Below are 21,610 nucleotides of genomic sequence, written 5' to 3' on the forward strand. Positions count from 1 at the left end.
TTCCCGAACCCGAACCCCTCGTGGTTCCCGAACCCGAACCCCTCGTGGTTCCCGAACCCGAACCCCTCGTGGTTCCCGAACCGGAACCCAAACCGGCCCCGGTCGTAGTCCCCGAACCCGAACCCGAACCGGTCGTCGTTCCCGAACCCGAACCGGTCGTCGTTCCCGAACCCGAACCGCTCGTGGTCCCCGAACCCGAACCCGAACCGCTCGTCGTTCCCGAACCCGAACCGCTCGTGGTCCCCGAACCCGAACCGGTCGTGGTCCCCAAACCCGAACCCGAACCGCTCGTCGTTCCCGAACCCGAACCCGAACCGGTCGTAGTTCCCGAACCGGAACCCGAACCGGCCCCGGTCGTGGTTCCCGAACCCGAACCCGAACCGGTCGTAGTTCCCGAACCCGAACCGGTCGTGGTCCCCGAACCCGAACCGGAATCAACTGCGACGCCGACGCATATTACGGTTCCTCAGCTGGCGCCGGTCGTGATTCCCAAGGCTACGCCGGAGCCCGTCGTGGTTCCCGAACCCGAACCGGTCGTCGTTCCCGAACCCGAACCCGAACCGGCCCCGGTCGTCGTTCCCGAACCCGAACCCGAACCGGTCGTAGTTCCCGAACCGGAACCCGAACCCCTCGTGGTCCCCGAACCCGAACCCGAACCGGTCGTGGTCCCCGAACCCGAACCCATCGTGGTTCCCGAACCCGAACCGGTCGTCGTTCCCGAACCCGAACCGGTCGTGGTCCCCGAACCTGAGTCGGCCTCGTTCGTTTCGGTGGACGATGACGGCGAGATGCCGACCGCGCAGTTCCCGCGTGTTCGTCGGGTGAATTCCAGCGCCTGGTCCACGAACACGCGCAGCGAGTCCGCACCCACAGCAGCCGAGCCCGCATCAGCCTTTACGCAGACTCCCCCGACAGCGTCTCCCAGCCAGGAAAGCGCTCCCGTAGCACCGGCGGTGCAGGCTCAGTCGGCGGCGCCCTACGTGCCCGCTGCTCTTCAGGCCATCCCGATGCAGCAGCCCCCGGTCGCACCCCAGACCGCCCAGGCGCCGTTCGCGCCCCAGCCCCCGGTCGCACCCCAGCCCTCGGTCGCACCCCAGACCGCCCAGGCGCCGTTCGCGCCCCAGCCCCCTGCCGCACCGCAGGCACCGGCAATGCCGCAGGCCCCAGTGACACCGCAGGCACCGGCAATGCCCGCCCCGCTCCAGGAAGACTGGAACTCCGAGTTCTCGTGGAATGAGGAGGCGCGCCGCGAGCAGGAAGGCGAGTCGAAGCGTCGCAAGCGCTGGGGTTGGGGCAAACGCCGCAAGCAGCGCGAGGACAACAAGGAGCCCATCGAGTCAGAGACCGAGGAGCAGAGCGCGTCTGCGCGCATGCCGATGATTTCAGTCGACGCTCAGGACGACGACTGGAATGACTGGCAGAACTGGAACTCGAGGAGCTAACCCCATCGGGGCGCGCTAGCGACGCTTTTCCGCCTTGGCGAGCTCGATGTAGCGCGCGACTTCCGTATCCAGATCATCTTCATCGTCTGCTTCTTCATGATCGGGCGCGGAGTCGTCCTGTCCGTATCGCTCGATCAGAAGACGTTCACGGTAGAGGTGGTCGGCGGTCACACCGATGGTACGGATGAGGGACGCGTTGAGGACCATGCCGACGATGATGCCGATAAGCGGCAGGATCTGCGCCATCTTCATGCCGACGAGACGAGCTCCGAGGGCCGCGAATAAGGAGTTCACAGACGCGGTCAGCGCGTTGTTCCCGACGCTCTCCATCGATCCGCGTTTGGTGAGCTTGCGCACCACCTTGTTGAATATACGCATCGAGGTCTCCTTCTCGACGGCATGGTCATCAGCCGAGCTTCGCGGGGCGATCGCCTGGGATAAAACCATCGCGGAGAAGAGCTTTTCCGTCGGTTCCCTCGTGTCATACCCGTAGTACGCAGCCGTGTGTGACACAAGGCGCGCAGAGGAGATCAGGAACGTCGCGATATCAAGCCCGATCGCCGCTGCAATCACGCCGATACCGGGTGCCGAAGCGATGCCTAGACCGAGGATGGCCGCGACCGCCCCTCCCGTCGCGAATACGCTGCTCACCGCTCCTTCCGTCGCGGTAACGGCGGCATATCCAACCTTCAGGTGGGGCCTGACCAATTGGATCTCTGCCAGGTTCAGGTTTCGGATGTCCTCAAGACACTCCACGTCGTTACCGGCCCTGCGATGCGCCTTCACAATTCGTTCGCGTCGAACCGAGGATTCGGCGGCTGATGTCGCCTTCTCGACAAGCCCCAGGACAGCCGATGAGATCCAGCCTGCAATCGCAGCCCCGCCGGGGATTTTGCCCACGAGGCCAACCACTTTTTTCACAGGGGTGAGCACGTACGAGCGGATGCGCTGTGTGATAACTCGAGGGCTGCGCGGGTTGACCTGGGCGGCCTTCCATTCCTGGATTACATCCCACTGCGCGCGATCGTCGTCGGTCATGCGCTGACGAATATCGTCGCGCGTGCTGTGGTCTTCCTCCGGCTGATCCGTCATACCTCAAGCCTACCCGACCGAGATAAAGCGGCCCACAGCCTCGAGCGAGCGGGACGGCCGCTCTCCTACGGGCGGCTCTCGCCCTCAGCGAGTTCGACGTAACGCGCGACGTCGATGCTCAGCTCCTGAGACCCGGTCGACGGTACGAGGTCCGTCGACGCGCCGCTCGCATGAACGTGGCCGTAGCGCTCCGCCAGGAAACGCTCCCGGTACAGATGGTCGGCCGTTTCCCCGATGGTGCGCATGAGCGCGGCGTTCAGGCCTGCGCTCACCACGATTCCGGCGACAGGGACGATCTGCGCGAGCTTGCGGGTGGCCAGGCGAACACCCATCGCCGAAAACAGCGATTTCATGGCGCTGACGATAGCGCTTCCTCCCAGCATGTCGACGGATCCCTGACGAGCCAGATCCTGCATCACCTTGTTGAAAGCGAGCATGGTCGCCTGCTTTTCAACGATGAAATCGCGCCCCGCTCCGGCGGGATCGATCGCTTGGGAGAGAACCATCGTGGAGAAGAGTCGCTCGGTGGGGTCCTCTGAGTCGTAGCCGTAATAGGCGGCCGTGTGGGCGACGAGGCGCGTGGCCGCGGCGAGGAAGGTCGTCACATCGACGGCCATTGCCGAGGCCGTGACCCCCACGCCCGGCGCCGATGCCACGCCCATACCGAGAACGGCGGCGACGGATCCACCGGAAGCAAAGACACCGCTGACGGCTCCCTCAGCGGCTGCCGTGCCCGAATATGCGAGACTCAGGCGCGGTTTCACCGCGAGCACCTGATCCAGGGGCAGCGCGCGGATATCCTGCAGCGTATTCACGTCGTGCCCGGCGGCGCGGTAGGCCTTGAGGATGCGCTTGCGCCTCACCGATGCCTCGGAGGCGGAAGCCGCCAATTCAACGAGCCCGAGGGCGGCGGAGGACACGGTCCGGGTCAGCGCTTCACCGCCGGGGACTTTGCGCGCGATGGAGACTGCTTTGCTCACGGGCACCAGTGCGGCGGACTTCATCTTCTCGGTGATGGCGTGGGGACGCTTATAGCTGAGCTGAGCGGCCTTCCACCGTTGGATCTCGTCCCACTGGGCTGCGTCGGCCTCACTCATGCGCGCACGCAGGTCATCGTTCATGCGGTGCTCGTTCATACCGATCTGGTCCATCCTGTCAGCCTACACAGTGAGCGTTCCTTTAGGAGCCTCGGCGCCTGCACCTACCCTGTTATGCTTGTGACCTGGCAGTCACATTCGGCATCGTTTGAAGGAGATTCCGTGGATTCTCGCTCGTCGCTTATCGACCAGATTAATCTCTTGCACGAGGAGAAGGAACACCAAAAGATCATCGCGCTCATCGAGGGGCAGCCTCCCTCGGCGATGGACTACGAGCTGACGAGCCTGCTGGCGCGCGCCTACATCAACTACGCGCAGCCCTATATGGATTCTTTCCGCGATCACATTAAGCACGCCATCGAACTACTGCGCAGTGTCGAGGCTGAAGGCATGGCGGATCCACGCTGGTACTACCGCATCGGCACGGCCCTGTACTGGCAGGACCAGGAGGAGAGCGCGCTGACTTACCTGGAGCAGTGCCTCGCCATGGATCCGTCTAACGAGGACGCGCCGGAAATCATCGCCGAGTGCAAGGCTGCCATTCAGCGCCGCACGGTCGTGCGCCCCCTCGAGGTGCAAAGACTCATCGATTACTTCGATCGCAACGACTTTAACTACAGGGTGGAAGACCAGAGCCTGCACATGGGCATCGGTCGCGGCTACTTCATCTTCTCGATCGCGAATGAGGGTACGGACCTGAGCATGTGGGCCGCGATCCCGGAGGACGTGTCGATGGAGCTGCGCCAGCGCCTCATCCAGGCGTGCAATGACTGGAACGGAGCCACCACTTGGCCGAAGGTCTACGTGGCGTCGTTGGACGACGGCCGTCAGCGCTTGTGCGCCGAGCAGTTCGTGACTGCCCGTTACGGCCTGACGGACGCGCAGGTCTCGACCAGCATCGAGCGTTTCGTCGCCTCGGCTGAGGCCTTCTTCAAGGATCAGATCGAACGCATCCCCGCCCTGGGCGGCACCCAGGAGTAGGGCACGTACTTCAACGTTCCCCGGCCTCGTCACCATGGACGAGGCCGGGGCTTGTTATGCGCTCAGGCGCGCGGCACGTAGACGCTGAGGCCGCCGTCGCTGACCACACCGGTGAGCGTTCCGTCGTCCGCGACGCGCACGGACGGGTGGCCGCCGATAACGCACTCCCATTCCTGGCCCGCGTGACGCTGGCCCACGTAGAGGGTTTTCTCGGCGCCCATTCGGTCGGAGAGGATGACGGCGCAGCCGGAGCCGGGGATCTCGTCCTTGCCTTCGCGGGCGAAGCCGACCACGTCGGGATCGTCGAAGGCGTTGTGCTGCGGGCCGACAGCCGCTCGGGACCGGATCCCCATGAGGATCGGCAGCTCGCGCACGGCAGGCAGGTCGTCAGACTCGGGGGAACCCAGGAGGTCACCCCAGAACACGCAGGGAACCCCGGCCTCGTTGAAGAGGATGAGGGCGTAGGCAGCCGCCTTGAACCAGGGGGCGACCGTGGAGGCCAGGGACTGACCTGGCTGCGTGTCATGGTTTTCGACGAAGGTGACGGACTTGTCGGGGCGGGAGGCCGTCAGCGTGTTCTCCCACAGGCGAGCAAGATCCACGTTGCCGTCCGAAACCGAAGCCTGGTGGAGGTGGTAGTGCAGGGGGACGTCGAAGAGCATGACGTTGGAGACTCGCGCCAGGTAGTCCTCGAGTTCACGCACGTCGCCGCTCCAGTACTCGCCGACGGCGGGCAGGCGGCGCCCCGTCGAGGCACGCAGGTCTTCGAGCCAGCGGGCGTAGAAGTCGGAGCCCACGTGCTTGACGGCGTCCAGGCGCAGCCCATCCACTCCGGTCGTCTCGACGTACCACTTGCCCCAGCGGTCCAGCTCCTCGCTGACGCGGGGGTCGGTGACGTGCACGTCGCAGCCCATCAGGTAGTCGAAGTTGCCGAACTCGGTGTCGACGGACTCGTTCCACTGCTTACCTTCGAAGAGCCACAGGCCGCTGCGCTTCGTGGCCTCGTCCCAGTCGATGCCATGGAAGCACGTCCAGTCCCACGTGAAGTCCGAGTACACGCCCGCGCGCCCCGGGAACGTGAAGCGCGTCCACGCCTCGATCGTCTCGGGCTCCCCGATCGCCTCATGACGGTTATGGGGATTGATCGGAGTGGCTCGCACGGTCTCAGACGCGTCGGCGCCCATGCGGTGGTTGAGGACGATGTCGGCGCACACGGCGATTCCCGCCTCGTGCAGAGCCTCGATGGCTGCCAGGTACTCGTCCTTCGTCCCGTACTTCGTGGGCACGGAGCCCCTCTGGTCGAACTCGCCCAGGTCGTAGAGGTCGTAGACGCCGTAGCCGACGTCGTTGATACCCGCGTGGCCCTTGTAGGCGGGCGGCAGCCAGATGATGGTGACGCCCAGGTCCACGATCTCTTGGGCATGCTCGGCGAGGTAGCGCCAGTGGCTGGCGTCCGGGACCATGTCCCAGGCGAAGGCCTGCAGGATCAGGGGACCCGCCTCCGTCAGGGACGAGGCCAGGGCCGTTTCAGTCGTCTCACTCACCCGCATATCGTGGCAGGTTTTCCCTCCCCCGGGCGCGTGAGGAGGGCAAACAGTGGCGGGGTATACACGGTAACGAGGCCGGGGCTGGGTACCGCTGATGCGCGCGATCCCGGCCCGGGCCTCGTCGGTGATGTCGTTACTTGCGGCGCCCGAGACGCCCCTTCAGGCCCCCGGAGAGGCTGGAGGCGCCGTCGGCGATGCCCGAGGCCGCGCTCTTTGCGCCGACCATCACGACCTTCGCTTTGCCGCGCAGGCCCTTCTTGATAGTCGTCCCTGTCTCAGGTGTCTGTCCCTGCCTGGTCGCGCCGAGGCGATGCCGATCCCACTCGTCGGCATCGACGCCGGGAGGCGGGATCTCGCGCAGGTGCCCCTTGAGGAGAGCGGATTGGGACTGGAGCGCCATGAAAGTCAGGCCGCTCGACACGAATCCTCCGATGACCGGGACGATCTTCGAGAATCCCTTGGCGGCGGTGCTCTTCGTGATGTTGATGCCGATGAGACGCAGGCTGTGCTTGACGACCGGATACCAGGTGATGCTCATGAGGGCGCGTTTGGTCGCATGATTCTGGTAGGCGGTCTTCGCGGCAACGCGCGCGAACGCCGTCAGGGACTGGGCGGCACCGCCGACTCCCAGCATGACGCCGAAAAACACGGCGAGCACGCCGATTGTGTCGTCGTCGGCATCACGGTCGTTCGGGAGGAGCTCGCCCCAGCCGTACAGGTAGGCGAGCTTTTGCATGATCCTCAGGGCGTGCGCGTAATACTGCATCAGGTCCGCGGGGATCGTGCCGAGCATCGCGAAGCCGCCGGGGATACCCGCGACGAAGGAGATGGCCGCCGACTTGTTCGTCTCGTAGGAGATTGCGTCCTCGGCGAGCCTGTCGATCTCGGTCAGGGCAACTCCGGCGAGCAGCGGGTTCGAGTCGATTGCACGCTCGATAGCATCATCGCTCATGTGGAGCTTGCGTAGCTCCTGGCGCAGGAACTCCTCGCGGTTGACGCGCACGCCGGGCACGCGCACGACCTTCGCCAGGAACTCGAGCGCTCGCTGTTCCGCTTCGGATTGCTGCCCCGCGGCGACTCTGGCCGGCTGGCTGCTGTGGGCGTGGGCGTTCGTCGTGTCGGGCATCGGATTCCTCCTCGTCTGACGACGCGCTGACAGCGCGCGGGTGGCCCCCACTCTACCGGGTTCCTGCTCCACTCAGCCCAGGATTGACGAGGCCGGGGCTAGGCCGCACTGTCACGCGTCCCCCGCCCCGGCCTCGTGACCGATGATCGTTACTTGCGTCGACCGAAGAGGCCCTTGACGCCTTCCGCGATGCCGGAGGCCGCGGTCATTGCGCCGTCGGCGATGCCGGTAGCCGCAGTCTTTGCGCCACTCGTGACGGCCTTGGTCGTGCTCTCGAGCGCCTGCTGGGCATTGTCCAGCACGCCCGGCTCCTGGTCGTCGGGGGTCGCGTCGTTGACAGAGCGCTTCCAGACCTCGGCGTCGACTCCGGGAGGCGGCAGCTCACGCAGGTGATTCTTGAGGCGATGGGACTGAGACTGAAGCGACACGAAGGTCATGCCACCTGACAGGAAGCCACCGACCAGGGGGATAACCTTGGAGGCACCCGAAGCGACCCCATCCTTGGTTACCTTGATCCCGATGTACTTCAGGGTTTGTTTCATGACCGGATACCACGAGGTCTTCGTGAGAGCCTGCTTTGCAAACTGCTTCTGGAATGCAGGCATGGCAACCGAACGCGCAAACGTCGTCAGCGACTGGGCCGCGCCGCCCACTCCGAGCATGACTCCAAAGAACAGAGCAAGGAGACCAATCGTCTCGTCATCAACCTCGTCCATATCGCTGAGAAGATCCCTCCACCCGTAGAGGTAGGCGAGCTTCTGCATGATTCTCAACGCATGCACGTAGTACTGCATCAAATCAGCTGGGATCGTGCCCGCCATCAGGAGGCCGCCGGGGATACCAGCCGCGAAGGACATCGCCGCTGACTTGTTTGTCTCGAAGGAGATGATGCCGTCGGCGAGCTTGTCGAGATCAGTCAGGGAGACGCCAGCGAGCACAGGGTTCGAGTCGACGGCGCGCGCGATCGCGTCGTCACTCATGTGGAGTTTGCGCAGCTCCTGACGGAGGAACTCGTCGCGGGTGATGCGTACGCCGCGGATGCGCACAACCTTCTTGAGGAACTCGATCGCGTATTTTTCGGCGTCCACATTCTGTTCTGTGATCTTCTCTTTCAGATCTTCGACACCTTCTGCCGTTTCGTGTGTCGACTCAGATTCACCACTCGTGTCGAAGACGAATTCTCGACCATCTTCTTCGAGTTCCCCGTTGGCTCCAAGCTCGTCAAGGTTCTCGCTCATCTCGTTCCTTTACACTCCGTTGTCGCCTCACCACGAGGTCTGGATACGCGACAACTATAGCCTAGTTGTCCTTCGTGATGGCGCTCATGACACACCGTCATTTTGCTCGGGTGCGAGGAGGTGCGGAACGGACATACTCTGGTCGCATGTGGATCCTCACCGCCGCTCTGTCAGCCCTGTTCGCGGGGTTGACCGCCGTCCTGGCGAAGGCGGGCGTCGCATCGACGAGTTCGACGGTTGCGACGGCGCTGCGCACGGTTGTCGTGGCCGCGGGGGCGTGGGGTATGGCCGCGCTGACGGGAACGGCTTCCGGCACCGCGTCTATCGACGGGACTTCTGCGCTGTTCCTGGTGTTGTCCGGGTTGGCGACGGGGGCCTCGTGGCTGTGCTACTTCGCGGCGCTGTCTCGAGGGGACGTGTCCCGCGTGGCGCCGATCGACAAGCTGTCGACGGTCCTGGCGATCATCCTCGCGCTCATTCTGCTGGGCGAGCCGGTGAGCGTGGGGGTGCGGCCGGGATTGTCGCGATCACGGCGGGGACGCTCCTGATGGTGGAACCCTCTGAGTTAGCGGGTCTTCCTCGAGCGCTGCGCGGAGGCGGGAGCTGGCTGGCGTTCGCGCTTGCGTCCGCTCTGTTTGCGGCGCTGACGTCGATCCTCGGGAAGGTCGGCATTTCGGGTGTGGATCCGACGCTGGGGACGGCGGTGCGCACGCTGGTGGTGCTGGCGATGGCGTGGGTGATCGTGGGCGTGCAGGGTCGCCTGGGCGAGGTCCGGTCGATCCCCGGCCGGGAGCTGGCGTTTATCGTCGCGTCGGGCGCTGCGACGTGCGCATCGTGGCTGGCCTACTATCACGCGCTGAAGGACGGGCCCGCCTCGGTCGTGGTGCCCATCGATAAATTGTCGATCCTCGTGACCGTCGCTGTGTCAGCTGTGGCGTTTCACGAGCGTTTCACGCCGCTCTACCTGCTCGGCCTCGCCCTCATGTGCGCGGGCACGGCGGCCATGGTGGTGGCGTAATACGAAACCATTTAAATTTCAGACAATACCCACGCCATCTCGAAACTAATTGAACGATTGCAACCCAGCCCTCTGCACGACATCCCATAATCAAGCGCCCTAGGACTGAGCCGGCTAGCTAGCAAACGAGTATCGAGACTGACCTTCATGAGACAAAAATAATGAAACCCCTAAAGCAGCAGAACGTTGGGCAGCATCATCACACCACTGTACCTTCAACAAGTCGCACGCTTTCAAAGCCATGAAAACTGCCTCCCGGAAAGCATCTGGCCTCATAGAAACACCATGCTCTTTCAAAATGCGACATAGCGCTTCAAGAAAATCATGATCACCGAAAGGCGCATAAGAACAGCCATCCAATTCCAATGCAACATCTGCAAGAAGAAAAGAAGGTGCATTCGGAAGAGCTACCGATCCCGCATATGAACTAGCAAGCTCGTCGTAAATAAGATCACTTGTGATCTCATTCGGAGAAAACTTATAAAAGCTAAATCTCTTAAAGTCAAATCCAATAGCATTCCTAGCGGCTACAATACGGACAACTGTTTTGCAACGGGCAAGCGAGATTGCCGAATCGATGATCGATTGCGCATCACTATGCACATCCACAGCCCCCAGACCTTTCCGCCGAGCTAGCCCCGACAGCTTTGTTACAACGACGTGACTCAGACTATCCATATTCTCTACTAAGACATCAACAAAGCAATCATGATGCGTACTAACTATGACATTTGACGGATACATTGGGACCTTGAAAAGAAAATCATCATAATCGCGATCAACAAGAAAAAGAGCCCTCGACAGTCCTTGACTGTAAGCCAGTTCAGCAGTCTTCAGCACACCGCTCTTGCCAGACGAACTAACAACCAAATGAATTTCAGAATCGACAACATTCTTCAAAAGAAACAGATCATCCGGCCCCTCCACCATTATCGCAAGTTTTTGCGATTTGCCAACGAGCATTCGAATCACATCGACATCTGAATGTTCTGAAAGCAGATCCTTCACTGAAATTCACCACTTTCACCACCCATTTCAATAGCATTATTCCACATTCCATTAATAATCTGAGGAGAATGGGTTGCCACAACGAAACGGAAACCTACCAGTTGAGCAATCCTAAGCACATCTGGCACGAAACACAATTGCCATGCAACATGGAGAGAGATCTCTGGCTCATCGATAAAAACTGTTGCACCTTCTCGAACATTCAAAAGAAGATCGTACATCAGAATAATCTCATGCTGCTCGCCTGTCGAAAGCGAATCAAGTGCAATATGGACGCCGTCAAACCGACGTACACTTAGGCCTTCAGCAGCGGTAATCTCCACCCGTTTACCATGTAGCCGCTTATTCAAAATTTCTTGAAGTAACTCGATACGCTCAAGAATATCCTCAAATGGATGAAACTTCTCCTTCGCATCCTGTAGATACAAATCAAGCAATGTTAGTTGCCAGTTTTCAAGCTGACCTTCTGGCAATTTTAGACTACCAGACTGATCTACCTTAACCACTGCCGCAAGGCGATCACGAAATTGATTCTGCTCATCATAGCGCTCGATGATCTTTGAAGGATCTCGATACGCGTCCTTCTTGGCCTCTTTGAAGACGCGACTGAGAAAAGATCGATCTTTTTCTTGACTTAATCTAGAGTATTCCGTTTGAGCTTTATTTAGCTTATCTTTTAGTCGATCAGAATATTCATTAATACGCGCTTGGGACGCCATTCGCTTAGCGCGCATAAATTCGGCCGGACCGCCCGCATGCACACTAGAGTAACGCTCACTTAACAGCCGCTGACTATCGATAAGATAACTCGACACTTGCTTACTAAAGCTCCTAAAGGCGGCAGGGTATTCTAGAAATTCCGGATAGTCATCAAATTCAGATTCCGAACGACGAGAGGGACGCCTAGATCTTCTATACCTCCTATACAACTCATCCAGCCTATACCGTTCACCTCCTCTCAGATCCTCCCATTCACCATTTCCGACAAACTCAAAGCGAGACAGGCGAGATAAGTGCTTCAAAAAATCAGGAGGATAGGGGATCCACTTCTCAACTTTCCCCTTAGATCCAATTAGCTCAAATTCAATAACACCTACACTTTCACCCATTTCATTAAGGCTCAAATTTAACTCATTACGTTTTACCAATAAACGCACATTGTCAGAATATTTTAATTCGGCAGCCGAAAAAGGCATTGACTGCAGCAAACCATAATCAAGCGACTGTGTTGCACATACAATTTGAATAAATTTAGTTTTTCCTACACCGTTAGGCCCGTACACGATGACAAAGTCATTCGATTTTTCAAAATCAATCGAATGCTCATATTGTCCGAACAATCCACTAACGGTCGCCTTCACTAGTTTTTTCACGGACCTCACACCTAGCTCCTTCGCAATAGTTGTTTTCTCTGCATGGCCCGCACATCTGCGCACCCATCGACTAGAGGACCTTTACAGATACTGAACAATAGTACCACAAACCACGTTGCCGCCGTTAGAGACTCCTAAAACTCGGCTTCATTGTTTACTACTGATATCGGATCGATGTTGTATGTCCGCGTTGAAGACTCGAATGTTAATTCCGGACCATTACAGCAGTTTTTGTTGCTGTCTGCCTTCAAAAACTCATCCAACGCCTCGCGGATCTTCTGGTCCTCCCCGGATCCGATCGTGGGTAGACGCAGGACAGGAACTCCGTACGCGGACATGATCGAATCTTTGAGGTCGTCACGCTTCTGCTGTTTCTGACTCATGCCGTGGAATTTCCAACCGTCCACCTCGATGGCGAGGAGAAGGCGCTTCGTGACGCGCGAGTACACCCCGAAGTCGAGCGCGCTGTCCCTGAACACGAAAGCTCGTTGTTCCTCATTCAGTCGGCGCGTATTGGGCAACGCATCCCGCAGGAACACTTGGGTCTGATACCCAAAGCGCGCATACCTGGGTTCTGCGAGCACGTCTCGCAGGCATTGTTCCGCAACATTTTCTGCGGGTGAGCGCCGACGATCAGCCCACTTGACCCGTGAATACCGCTCAAGGGACTCACTGTAGGCGTTGTAGAGGACGTCGAAAATGGAGACTATGTCCGACTGGATGATGGCGCTCGGATCGTGCATCTCGATGTAATCAAGAAGTTCCCTGATATTGCGACTAAGCCGCACTCCACCGTTGGTCGTCACGACAATGAGGCGATCTTTCGCACGCGAGACTGCCACGTTCGTTAGGGCATTATCGTCGTAAAAGTCCTGTGCCGCCGAGAGGTCGTTGGCATTGAGGACCGTGGACAGGATGATCGTGCCCGCACCGCGTCCCTGAAATTTGTGCGCGGTCTCAGCCAGCCATCGGGGATGAGCCCCATCGCCGAGGTCGCTACGAATCTGCTTACTTAGGTTCGTTGCCTGCGCCCGAAACGGAGTCACGACGCCCAACACGAAGTCGCCCGACTCGTCTGCCCCCTCGAGCTCGACACCGTCCCGGATGCTGCGCATATCCTCAAGGTCGGTGACGATGTCGATTTCCCTCTGCGAGAAGAAGCCACTGCCGTGCGATGGGCGTCGCGCGTGGTTTCCGGGCGCAGCGTAGATGATCGCGAGCGGATCGGTAGCATCGTCGGCAGGGACGCGCATCGGAATGAGCTGACCGCCGTAGTACATGCGGTTGCAGAACTCGATGATCGCGGGATGACACCGGTAATGTTCCTTGAGCAGAGTGCTCGGCACCTGTGCCGACTCCGGCATCATTTTGATGGAGTCGAGCAGCGAGAGCGAACGGACGTCAAAGCGCGGCGCGGGCGGCTCCTGCTTGCTTTCATCCCACCCCTGGAAGATCGGGCCGAGCTGCTTGTCGTCACCAACGATAACAGCGTTACGGGCCTTGCTCAGCGCCGCCATTCCCTGGGGGAGCAGCACCTGGGAGGACTCGTCGATGATGATCCAGTCGAGCAGCACTTCCTCCGCCAGGTTGTTCCGGATCGAAAAACACGTGGATGCCACAACGGGGTAGGTGCGCAGGAGGATATCCGTCTGCCGCTTGAGCCGCTCGGTTGGACTGAGGCGGCTCGGACGCTCGCGCGTGAATCGGCTGAGCAAGGCGGCATCCAACGCTTCGCGTGAGTGGCGGCGATACTGCGCGCTCACGTCGACGAGGCCATGGCGGGCAGCGCGGGCCTCGGCTTGCTCGATGCGGTCGGATAGTTCTTGCTCGTGGGCCCGGTAGAAGGCGAGCTGGAGCGCCGACTGGACGTGTGGGTCTCCCAGGTCAACGCCCTTCAAGGAGCCGTAAGCAAAGTAGCGACGCACCCGCTCGATGAAGCCCCGAGGACCACGCCCCACCCTCGGCGCGCAGCGAGCGAGGGCCAGCAGGTCACCGATGACCCCAGAGCGTCGCCTCGAGATAGCTAGATGAGAGATGTCCGCAATCGGGCGGCGGCTCTCCTGCACCTTTTCCTCAAAAAGGCGCCGCTCACGCTGAGCCGCCGTCAGCTGCGCGCGGATCTTCGGAATGTCTCGCGCATCCTCCCATAGAGTGACGAGGCGATCTTCTTCGGCCCGCAGCGCAGCCTCGTCGGCTCCGGCAGGCGCATCCGACGACGCAGCGGACGCCTTGCGAGCCCACGCTTCGCGCCTCTGTTCAAGAACACCCTCACGCTCGTGGAATTCCTTGACGCGCTTCGTTTTCCCAAGGTTCGCGACGAGGAAGCCGTAGCCTTCCTCCGTCAGCTTGTCGACGACGTTATCGACCGCAGAGTTCGCCCCCGCGACGACGCCGACGGTCTTGCCTTGCGCGATCAGGGAGGCGATGAGATTGAGGATCGTCTGCGTTTTACCCGTGCCGGGAGGCCCGTCAATGATGGACAGTTGGTGTGTGAGCGCGGCTCGAATCGCGTTGCGCTGATCGATATTAGAGGGGAAAGGCATGATCAGTCGATCGCTCGCGCCCGTCTTCGTGGAGGACGTACCGGCGAAGAACGCTTCCAGGGCGGAACGGCGCGGCGCCTGAGGGAGCCACTCCCACACGTTCGCGAGGATCGCCTCGGGCAGCATCTTCTCACCGCTCACCCAGCGGGGATAGTGGGCTGTCGGGTCGAGCATCGCCCCGGCTCGCCCTGCCTGCGCGCGCACTTCCTCGCGGACGTAGTTGAGAGTGGCGGCGTTGTGCCGATCCTCCGCGGTCGCGTACCTTACCCGTACCTCATCGTGCCCGTAGCGATGAAGTTTGAGCGTGCCCTCAGCCGTGCGGTACGCCAGCGTGTAGCGAGGATCGCGCGGGTGGCCCACGCGGCGGAGCGTCCAGATGATTTCGACGTTGGTTCGGCGCTTGCCGCCGATCCGGACCTCGTCGAGCGCGTCGACTGTTCGACGCTCGACCTGGTCGTAGAGGCGCGCCCTCTCCTCGCCGTATGAAAACTCTTTGCTGCTGGTGGTGTAAGTGACGACGATGCGGTTTCCGTCGCGGCGAGCCTTCGCAACTTTCCAGGTCTCGTCCTGCCAGGTCAGCGTTTCTTTATCGCGAATCAGTACGTGCATCGTGCGCGGATCGACGGACTCCATGCCACTCCCCCTTGAGTTTTACACCCAGGATAGGCGAGTTATCAGACCAGCGGTAGGTTGTTGAATACCCACGTCTCGAGGTGCGCACAGCACACTCGACAACGGCAAAGCCGGGCCACACCCTCGCGCGACCCGGCCACTACCTCGAAGAAGACGCGGCCCCTTCAGTCAAGGTCCGCCAACACGCCCACATCACGTGCAGCCTGGCGCAGGCACTTATCACGCGTCCACAGAGCCACACCGGGGGTTACGACAGCACTCGCCAGAAGTGCCGCATCGACAGCACTGAGGCCCCTCCCCCATAGCCGCCGCTCCTCGACAAGATGCCGCACGCCCCGATCATCAACACCACGCACGATCATCAAGCGCTCAAGCGCCTTCAGGAAGATCGATCGGTTCTTGAGATTCCCCAACGCGAGTTCAGTGATGACACTCTGATGTACGCACACCTGATCACGCTCAAGCAGATCGACCAGAACCGGCTCAGTTTTCCGCAGGTGATCGATCCAGATGTTCGTGTCAACGAGGACTCTCATGCGCGCTCTCGACTCCGAGGCGCAGCCTCCGCCGCGGAATCACTGCCGCCGAGCGCAGCGAGCTGCCGACCACTCTCAATGCGAACGAGGAGTTCTACCGCATCCCTGATCAAAGCGGATCGTTCTCTGACCCCAGTCAGTTCCTCGGCGCGCGCAAGCAGGTCATCATCGAGTGTCACAGTGGTTCTCATGGCTACCTCCCCGTTCAGGATATCATCGCGAGCGTCATCATTTGATTCGACTATTGATGCTCACTCATGCTCACACACATCTGATCAACAGCAAAGCCGGGCCACTCCTTCGCACGAACGCCCACGTTACCGAGCAGCACCCTCGCCAGCGTCGGCACTGCGCAGTTCGCGTCCGCGCACAAGCTCCCATTTCCGCGACGCAGCGTCGACGAATGACACATGAGTGATCATTTCTCCCGCTTTTCCTTTTGTCATCATATTCAGTTTTATCTGAGCAACTTCCTGGTCAATGACCGAGCCCCAGTTGTACGTAGGGTGAGCAGGGATGACAAACTTCCCGGGCGGAAGCACAGCGAGGTCTAACGGCGGGTTGTCGCAGCTCTTATCAGCTCTCTGACTCTCAACGCGAATGTCGTAAATGGGCGCATCCGAACCATTCACCACCAAAATCGCGTAACGCTCCTCCCGTGGAGCATCAGGACATTGAACGCCGACCACTGTCACGTGCTCAGCCTGTCGGCGCTCCGCCGCAGACTCACGCTCGCTATCACGCTTCTCTTCGAGCTTCACAACTTTTTCGCTCGTCCACCACGAAACGACCGCGGCGAAAACTGCCAGGAGGCCGCCGATGGCTCCCACCCAGTCCGCAACCGATCCGACGTCCATCCGTCATCCTCCTTGATATCTGTTCCGAACTTGACAAGGTCACCATCGATCCCGCTAGACAGCACACACCGCAGGCTACAGAAACCCGAGCACAGTGTCAGGCGATTCATGAATGGTTTACAGGGATGCCATCATTTTTGTCAAACAGTCATATCTAAGGGCGACGACTGGACACCTCAGCACCGAAGACATCCGACAGCAAAGCCGGGTCACCCCCCCCGGACGACCCGACCACGGCCTCGTCGTGAAGAGAATTCTCGTGACCTCGCATCACTATTTGCCACCCGCTAGTGACACATCCCACTTAACGAGGTCGCGACATATTTTCAACCAACAGGATCCGACAAACCGCGGAAGAATGGTCGCAGGGAGCGATACCAGGGCGACCGGTGAGGTACACAGACCGGTCGCGGTGTCTACGACGACACGTCGCTGACCTGATGCTTGAGCCGCGCATCACCCAGCGGCCCCCACCTTCGATTCAATGAAAGAGGCTCTCATGAGCGAGAACACCATTCCCCAGACCGGCCGCGAGCGCGAGAACAACGACAGCACTGACCAGGATAAGACCCCCCAGGGCCCCCTCCAGACCGACCATGGCACGACCACCATCGAGGAGAACGTCGTCGCCAAGATCGCGGGTATGGCAGCTCGCCAGGTGCCCGGCGTCTACGACATGGGTAACGCCGTGCGCCGCGCATTCAGCGCGGTGACCGACCGTATCCCCACCGGCCAGACCAACGTCACGGGAGGCATCAGCGTCCACAAGGGCGACACCCAGGCAGCCATCGACGTGACCGTCGTCGTCGAGTATGGATACTCCATCCTCGACGTGTGCAACAGCATTCGCGACAACGTCATCCAGCAGATCGAGGGCACCACCGGCCTGGAGGTCGTCGAGGTCAACATCGACGTCACCGACGTCCACCTGCCCGAGGAAGAGACCACCAACTCCGACTCGACAACCCTCAAGTGACCCTTCCCAACGTCTGGATCTGAGGAACACTCATGAAGACAACGCACCTGGCCCTCCTGGTGGGCCTGTTCATGGGGGCCGTGCTCGCGTTCGGTTCCTTCGCTGACTTCATCCTGGTCGCCCTGTGCGGCGTGGTTGGATGGGCAGTGGGCCTCTACCTGGAGGGCCGGGTCGATGTCCAAAGCATCCTGAACTGGCGAAAGCAGTGACGACCGTGGCCGCGCCCGAGTCCGCGCTCACGCCGCCGAAGCCGTCCAGCGAGAAGAGTTCACCCTTGGCGCAGCGCGGCACCACGACTATTCCCGCCCAGGTCGTCGCTCGCATCGCTGCGCAGGCCGCGTCCGAGTTCGCAGCCGTCGGCTCGAACGCGGGGGGCGTCCTCGGGATCGGTTCGCGCCGAAACTTCGGTTCTCGTCCCGAGGCCCAGTGTCAGCTTTACGGGCAACGCGCAATCCTCCACCTTGACCTCGGCCTCGTCTTCCCCACTCCCCTCTCCTCGACCATCGAGGATCTGCGTGCGCACGTGAGCCGCCGCGTCGAGAAGCTGTGCGGCATGACCGTTGGCAAGATAACCATCGACATTTCGTGGCTCAATCCGAGCAATCACGTCAGGAAGCCACTGAGATGAAAGCCCCCGTCCCTCACCTGATTTATCGCCCGTCGCGCAGCGTCCCTGCGACGATTCTGGCCCTGATACTGCTCGTGGCCGGAGGACTCGGCGCGTGGCTGACGGGGTACCGTCTCATCACGGGTTCCTGGCCGCATCGTATGGTCAACACGCTCGACGCGGTAGGCGCAGCATCTCTGAGCTCCATCGCCATGCTTGTCGCGGCCGGAATCGCTGCTGCCTTCGGCATCTTCCTTGTGATCGCGGCCCTATGGCCCGGTCGGCGAGAGCACGTCGAGATCCTGCCCGACGCAATCCCCGGTCAGACCGCTGCTTCCCGCCGAGATCTGGCCGCCCTCGTGAAGACCCGCGTCATGCAGATCGGCACCATTCGTTCCGCGACTGTCATGACGCGCCGCTCCACGATTGATGTTGTTGTCTACAGCGACATCGACGACTTGGAGACCGTGCGCGAGGCCGCTTCCCGGAAGACCGACGAGGCGCTGGAGACGTTCCAGCCCGTGGGTATCACTCACGGTCGCATCCGCACCAAGCGCGTGAGCTGAAGGAGAGCCGATTATGCGTACAGTTTCCGCCGCTCTTAACCGGACGCTCCTGGCCGTTTTCGGACTGCTTATCGCCTTCGTGGCACTGTGGTTCCTCGCATCAGGCCTCGACGCAGGCCACTACATGCACGGCATTTCCGCATACCTTGCCGCAGCGCAGGATGAGATCGGGGCGATCCTCTCGCCTCGCGCCCACTGGCTCGTGCCGTGCGGAGTGCTGGCATCCGTGATTGCGTTCCTCGTCGGTTTGTTCCTGCTCCTCATGCAGGTGCCGCGTAGGCCCGCGAATTCCTCGCTCAGGATCAGCGGCTCCGACGGTGCCCTGCTGGCGACTCTCCCTCCGGAAGTTCTGTCGCAGGCTCTCTCCAAGCGTGCACTCGGCGTTCCCGGAGTCGAGCGTTGCACTGTCTTCGTCACCGGTTCCCCGAGTAAGCTCTGGGTTCAGGCGGACACGAGCGTTGCGCCGGACTGCGAGGTTGAATGGACCATCGCCGAGCTGCGCAAGCAGCTGAACGAGGACGTGGGAACCTCTCTCGGAACGCCGCCCAAGCAGCTCGACGTCCTCATACGACTGGCGCGCTCGGTGAGCTCGAAATCAACGTCGAAGGCCGTCACAGGCCAGCCGTCACCGAAGATCACCGGAACAGGCGCGTGACACGTGGGGCAGGGCGGCCATCGCCTTGCCCCACGTTTGTTGTGGGCAGGGCACCCACATTCACGAAGCCGGGCCACACTCTCGCGCGACCCGGCCACTGCCTCGTTCAGAAACGATCAGACGTTGAAGCGGAACTCCACGACGTCTCCGTCTTCCATCACGTAGTCCTTGCCTTCCATGCGGACCTTTCCGGCTGCCTTTGCGGCGGCCATGGAGCCGGCCTCGACCAGGTCATCGTAGGAGACGACCTCAGCCTTGATGAAGCCCTTCTCGAAGTCCGTGTGGATGACGCCGGCGGCCTTGGGGGCGGTGTCGCCCTTGTGGATCGTCCAGGCTCGCGCTTCCTTCTCACCGGCGGTGAGGTAGGTCTGCAGGCCGAGGGTGTCGAAGCCGACGCGGGCCAGCTTGTCCAGGCCGGACTCGTCCTGGCCGGATTCGGCGAGCATCTCGCGGGCGTCCTCGTCGTCCAGTTCGACCAGCTCGGCCTCGAACTGGGCGTCCAGGAAGATGGCTTCGGCAGGGGCGACGAGGGCGCGCAGTTCGTCCTTCATCTCCTCGTTGTCCATCTCGGCGGCGTCCATGTTGAACACGAAAATGAAAGGCTTGGAGGTCATGAGCTGGAAGGTGCGCAGCGCGTCCTGGTCCAGCTTGGCCCCCTCGGGGCCGGACAGCAGCTCGCCGCGTTCCAGCAGCTCGAGAGCCTGGCGGGCGGTTTCGAGGACGATCGGCTCGGTCTTCTTGCCCCGCACCTCCTTCTCGAGGCGCGGGATCTGCTTCTCGACGGTCTGCATGTCGGCGAGGATCAGCTCGGTCTTGATGGTCTCGATGTCCGAGGCCGGGTCCACCTTGCCGTCGACGTGCACGACGTCGGGGTCGGAGAAGGCGCGCGTGACCTGGCAGATCGCGTCGGCCTCACGGATGTTGGCGAGGAACTGGTTGCCCAGGCCTTCACCCTCGGAGGCGCCGCGCACGATGCCGGCAATGTCCACGAAGGACACAGTGGCGGGCAGGATGCGCTGGGAGCCGAAGATCTCCGCGAGCTTGTTCAGGCGCGGGTCGGGCAGGGGGACGACGCCGACGTTGGGCTCGATGGTCGCGAAGGGGTAGTTCGCGGCGAGCACGGTCGCGCGGGTCAGGGCGTTGAACAGGGTGGACTTGCCGACGTTGGGCAGTCCAGCGATACCGATAGTAAGAGACACGCCCCCATCCTATCGGAGCAGGCCCGGTGGTGTTGCCCTACTTCGTGTGGTTTGGCCCGGCGACGCGGGGCGCGTGGGGGCGCGCGGGCGCCATGCCGGCCTTCTTGAGGTCGGCGCGCAGGTCGCGGGGCAGCGCGAAGGTCGTCGATTCGGTTTCGGTGCGGGCCACCTCGACGGTGGGGAATCCGCGCTCCTGCAGCCATTCGATGACCTCGCGCACGAGGATCTCGGGCACGGACGCGCCGGAGGTGAGTCCCACGGTGCGGGCGCCCTCGAACCAGGCGTCCTCGAGCTCGTCGGCCTTGTCGACGCGGTAGGCGGCGCCCGCCCCGGCCTCGAGCGCGACCTCGACGAGGCGCACGGAGTTCGAGGAGTTCGCCGAGCCGACGACGACCATGACGTCGACCTGGGGCGCGATGTGCTTGACGGCGCCCTGGCGGTTCTGGGTGGCGTAGCAGATGTCGTCCGACGGCGGGTCGATGAGCTGCGGGAAGCGCTGGCGCAGGCGGTCGACGGTCTCGCGGGTTTCGTCGACGGAGAGCGTGGTCTGAGAGATCCACACGACGCGCGAGGGGTCGCGCACGACGACGTTATCGACCTCGTTGGGAGTGCCGACGACCTGAATGTGCTCGGGGGCCTCGCCGAAGGTGCCCTCGACCTCCTCGTGGCCCTGATGTCCCACGAGGATGATGTCGTAGTCTTCCTTCGCGAAGCGCACTGCCTCGCGGTGCACCTTGGTCACGAGCGGGCAGGTCGCGTCGATCGTGGCGAGGTGGCGGGTGGCTGCGGCCTCGTGGACGGCCGGGGAGACGCCGTGCGCGGAGAAGACGACGCGCGCCCCTTCGGGCACCTCGTCGGTCTCCTGGACGAAGATCGCGCCGCGCTTGGTCAGCGACTCGACGACGAACTTGTTGTGGACGATCTCCTTGCGCACGTAGACGGGCGCGCCGTAGAGCTCGAGGGCCTTTTCGACGACGTCGACGGCGCGGTCCACGCCGGCGCAGTATCCGCGGGGGGCCGCCAAGAGGATACGGCCGTTGCCCTCACCGTGGGAGGAGGGCAGGGGGGATTCGGCGCTGGCTCGCAGGTCGACGTTTTCATTCATGCGTCCACCCT

19 protein-coding genes and 2 pseudogenes are annotated in these 21,610 nt (G+C 61.6%); 8 read left to right on the plus strand and 13 right to left on the minus strand.

The window, feature by feature from the left end; all coding sequences use genetic code 11:
• A pseudogene (locus tag HMPREF1137_RS10465) lies at window positions 1–1,442 on the plus strand (hypothetical protein); the annotation flags it as partial.
• 15 nt (window positions 1,443–1,457) lie between these two features.
• Here the strand turns inward: HMPREF1137_RS10465 and HMPREF1137_RS08755 are convergent.
• Together HMPREF1137_RS08755 and HMPREF1137_RS08760 are read right to left on the minus strand one after the other, a co-directional pair.
• Window positions 1,458–2,534, minus strand: coding sequence for an EcsC family protein (locus tag HMPREF1137_RS08755; protein WP_009054549.1), 1,077 nt, complete (start codon window positions 2,532–2,534; stop codon window positions 1,458–1,460).
• 65 nt (window positions 2,535–2,599) lie between these two features.
• The gene (locus tag HMPREF1137_RS08760; RefSeq protein WP_009054538.1) at window positions 2,600–3,685 is read right to left on the minus strand and encodes an EcsC family protein; all 1,086 of its coding nucleotides are present in this window, start codon (window positions 3,683–3,685) and stop codon (window positions 2,600–2,602) included.
• A gap of 108 nt (window positions 3,686–3,793) precedes the next feature.
• On the opposite strand from HMPREF1137_RS08760, the gene HMPREF1137_RS08765 reads away from it, so the two are divergent.
• Entirely contained in the window at window positions 3,794–4,612 is an 819-nt protein-coding gene (locus HMPREF1137_RS08765) for a YbjN domain-containing protein (RefSeq protein WP_009054521.1), read from the plus strand.
• Between the two features lie 62 nt (window positions 4,613–4,674).
• On the opposite strand, the gene HMPREF1137_RS08770 is transcribed toward HMPREF1137_RS08765, so the two are convergent.
• The 3 genes from HMPREF1137_RS08770 to HMPREF1137_RS08780 all read right to left on the minus strand — a co-directional run bounded on the left by HMPREF1137_RS08770 (window position 4,675) and on the right by HMPREF1137_RS08780 (window position 8,523).
• Entirely contained in the window at window positions 4,675–6,162 is a 1,488-nt protein-coding gene (locus tag HMPREF1137_RS08770) for an alpha-amylase (protein WP_009054525.1), read from the minus strand.
• A 130-nt stretch (window positions 6,163–6,292) separates the two neighbouring features.
• Window positions 6,293–7,285 carry an EcsC family protein gene (locus HMPREF1137_RS08775; protein WP_009054529.1) on the minus strand — a complete coding sequence of 331 codons (993 nt, stop codon included), beginning with the start codon at window positions 7,283–7,285 and terminating at the stop codon, window positions 6,293–6,295.
• A gap of 149 nt (window positions 7,286–7,434) precedes the next feature.
• On the minus strand, window positions 7,435–8,523 hold the full coding sequence (locus HMPREF1137_RS08780; protein ID WP_009054539.1) for a hypothetical protein: 1,089 nt from the start codon (window positions 8,521–8,523) through the stop codon (window positions 7,435–7,437).
• 146 nt (window positions 8,524–8,669) lie between these two features.
• Between HMPREF1137_RS08780 and HMPREF1137_RS08785 the strand changes: the two are divergent.
• Window positions 8,670–9,541: pseudogene (locus tag HMPREF1137_RS08785) on the plus strand (EamA family transporter).
• A gap of 114 nt (window positions 9,542–9,655) precedes the next feature.
• Here HMPREF1137_RS08785 and HMPREF1137_RS10305 read toward each other — a convergent pair.
• The 6 genes from HMPREF1137_RS10305 to HMPREF1137_RS08800 form a co-directional block, all read right to left on the minus strand.
• Window positions 9,656–10,549, minus strand: coding sequence for a hypothetical protein (locus HMPREF1137_RS10305; protein ID WP_155835414.1), 894 nt, complete (start codon window positions 10,547–10,549; stop codon window positions 9,656–9,658).
• Entirely contained in the window at window positions 10,546–11,931 is a 1,386-nt protein-coding gene (locus HMPREF1137_RS10170; RefSeq protein ID WP_009054556.1) for an AAA family ATPase, read from the minus strand. Before HMPREF1137_RS10170 ends, HMPREF1137_RS10305 begins: the two co-directional genes overlap by 4 nt.
• A gap of 125 nt (window positions 11,932–12,056) precedes the next feature.
• Window positions 12,057–15,098, minus strand: a complete 3,042-nt coding sequence (locus HMPREF1137_RS08790; RefSeq protein WP_009054532.1) for an AAA domain-containing protein — start codon at window positions 15,096–15,098, stop codon at window positions 12,057–12,059.
• A 164-nt stretch (window positions 15,099–15,262) separates the two neighbouring features.
• Window positions 15,263–15,634 carry a type II toxin-antitoxin system VapC family toxin gene (locus tag HMPREF1137_RS08795; protein WP_009054536.1) on the minus strand — a complete coding sequence of 124 codons (372 nt, stop codon included), beginning with the start codon at window positions 15,632–15,634 and terminating at the stop codon, window positions 15,263–15,265.
• The gene (locus tag HMPREF1137_RS10175) at window positions 15,631–15,825 is read right to left on the minus strand and encodes a type II toxin-antitoxin system VapB family antitoxin (protein ID WP_081493540.1); all 195 of its coding nucleotides are present in this window, start codon (window positions 15,823–15,825) and stop codon (window positions 15,631–15,633) included. The genes HMPREF1137_RS08795 and HMPREF1137_RS10175 overlap by 4 nt, the downstream gene beginning before the upstream one ends.
• Before the next feature lie 126 nt (window positions 15,826–15,951).
• The gene (locus HMPREF1137_RS08800; RefSeq protein ID WP_034497569.1) at window positions 15,952–16,491 is read right to left on the minus strand and encodes a hypothetical protein; all 540 of its coding nucleotides are present in this window, start codon (window positions 16,489–16,491) and stop codon (window positions 15,952–15,954) included.
• 499 nt (window positions 16,492–16,990) lie between these two features.
• Here HMPREF1137_RS08800 and HMPREF1137_RS08805 point away from each other — a divergent pair, with 499 nt between their 5' ends.
• Genes HMPREF1137_RS08805 through HMPREF1137_RS08825 form a run of 5 tightly spaced genes read left to right on the plus strand, consistent with a single transcriptional unit; the run spans window position 16,991 to window position 19,295 of the window.
• A complete protein-coding gene (locus HMPREF1137_RS08805; protein ID WP_009054531.1) occupies window positions 16,991–17,467 on the plus strand; it encodes an Asp23/Gls24 family envelope stress response protein in 477 nt (158 codons plus the stop codon).
• 32 nt (window positions 17,468–17,499) lie between these two features.
• Window positions 17,500–17,676 carry a hypothetical protein gene (locus HMPREF1137_RS10470; protein WP_009054535.1) on the plus strand — a complete coding sequence of 59 codons (177 nt, stop codon included), beginning with the start codon at window positions 17,500–17,502 and terminating at the stop codon, window positions 17,674–17,676.
• Window positions 17,677–17,681: 5 nt separating this feature from the next.
• The gene (locus HMPREF1137_RS08815; RefSeq protein ID WP_009054552.1) at window positions 17,682–18,095 is read left to right on the plus strand and encodes a hypothetical protein; all 414 of its coding nucleotides are present in this window, start codon (window positions 17,682–17,684) and stop codon (window positions 18,093–18,095) included.
• On the plus strand, window positions 18,092–18,640 hold the full coding sequence (locus HMPREF1137_RS08820) for a DUF6286 domain-containing protein (RefSeq protein WP_009054528.1): 549 nt from the start codon (window positions 18,092–18,094) through the stop codon (window positions 18,638–18,640). The genes HMPREF1137_RS08815 and HMPREF1137_RS08820 overlap by 4 nt, the downstream gene beginning before the upstream one ends.
• Before the next feature lie 13 nt (window positions 18,641–18,653).
• Window positions 18,654–19,295 (plus strand): Asp23/Gls24 family envelope stress response protein, encoded by a 642-nt coding sequence (locus HMPREF1137_RS08825; RefSeq protein WP_009054527.1) that lies wholly within the window; start codon window positions 18,654–18,656, stop codon window positions 19,293–19,295.
• A 116-nt stretch (window positions 19,296–19,411) separates the two neighbouring features.
• On the opposite strand, the gene ychF is transcribed toward HMPREF1137_RS08825, so the two are convergent.
• Window positions 19,412–20,494 carry a redox-regulated ATPase YchF gene (gene ychF / locus HMPREF1137_RS08830; RefSeq protein WP_009054517.1) on the minus strand — a complete coding sequence of 361 codons (1,083 nt, stop codon included), beginning with the start codon at window positions 20,492–20,494 and terminating at the stop codon, window positions 19,412–19,414.
• Between the two features lie 37 nt (window positions 20,495–20,531).
• A complete protein-coding gene (locus tag HMPREF1137_RS08835) occupies window positions 20,532–21,599 on the minus strand; it encodes a 4-hydroxy-3-methylbut-2-enyl diphosphate reductase (protein WP_009054530.1) in 1,068 nt (355 codons plus the stop codon).
• Window positions 21,600–21,610: the final 11 nt, after the last annotated feature.

Origin of the sequence: Actinomyces sp. ICM39 (assembly GCF_000282935.1) — a bacterium.
Taxonomy (GTDB): Bacteria; Actinomycetota; Actinomycetes; order Actinomycetales; family Actinomycetaceae; genus Pauljensenia; species Pauljensenia odontolytica_B.

Excerpts from the sequence above, each read along its gene's own strand:
- HMPREF1137_RS08770 (WP_009054525.1), bottom strand. The coding sequence starts at position 6,162 with ATGCGGGTGAGTGAGACGACTGAAACGGCCCTGGCCTCGTCCCTGACG.
- HMPREF1137_RS08790 (WP_009054532.1), bottom strand. The coding sequence starts at position 15,098 with ATGGAGTCCGTCGATCCGCGCACGATGCACGTACTGATTCGCGATAAA.
- HMPREF1137_RS08805 (WP_009054531.1), top strand. The coding sequence starts at position 16,991 with ATGAGCGAGAACACCATTCCCCAGACCGGCCGCGAGCGCGAGAACAAC.
- HMPREF1137_RS08795 (WP_009054536.1), bottom strand. The coding sequence starts at position 15,634 with ATGAGAGTCCTCGTTGACACGAACATCTGGATCGATCACCTGCGGAAA.
- HMPREF1137_RS10175 (WP_081493540.1), bottom strand. The coding sequence starts at position 15,825 with ATGAGAACCACTGTGACACTCGATGATGACCTGCTTGCGCGCGCCGAG.
- HMPREF1137_RS08825 (WP_009054527.1), top strand. The coding sequence starts at position 18,654 with ATGCGTACAGTTTCCGCCGCTCTTAACCGGACGCTCCTGGCCGTTTTC.
- HMPREF1137_RS08835 (WP_009054530.1), bottom strand. The coding sequence starts at position 21,599 with ATGAATGAAAACGTCGACCTGCGAGCCAGCGCCGAATCCCCCCTGCCC.
- HMPREF1137_RS08780 (WP_009054539.1), bottom strand. The coding sequence starts at position 8,523 with ATGAGCGAGAACCTTGACGAGCTTGGAGCCAACGGGGAACTCGAAGAA.
- HMPREF1137_RS08820 (WP_009054528.1), top strand. The coding sequence starts at position 18,092 with ATGAAAGCCCCCGTCCCTCACCTGATTTATCGCCCGTCGCGCAGCGTC.
- HMPREF1137_RS08755 (WP_009054549.1), bottom strand. The coding sequence starts at position 2,534 with ATGACGGATCAGCCGGAGGAAGACCACAGCACGCGCGACGATATTCGT.
- HMPREF1137_RS08760 (WP_009054538.1), bottom strand. The coding sequence starts at position 3,685 with ATGGACCAGATCGGTATGAACGAGCACCGCATGAACGATGACCTGCGT.
- HMPREF1137_RS08800 (WP_034497569.1), bottom strand. The coding sequence starts at position 16,491 with ATGGACGTCGGATCGGTTGCGGACTGGGTGGGAGCCATCGGCGGCCTC.
- HMPREF1137_RS08775 (WP_009054529.1), bottom strand. The coding sequence starts at position 7,285 with ATGCCCGACACGACGAACGCCCACGCCCACAGCAGCCAGCCGGCCAGA.
- HMPREF1137_RS10470 (WP_009054535.1), top strand. The coding sequence starts at position 17,500 with ATGAAGACAACGCACCTGGCCCTCCTGGTGGGCCTGTTCATGGGGGCC.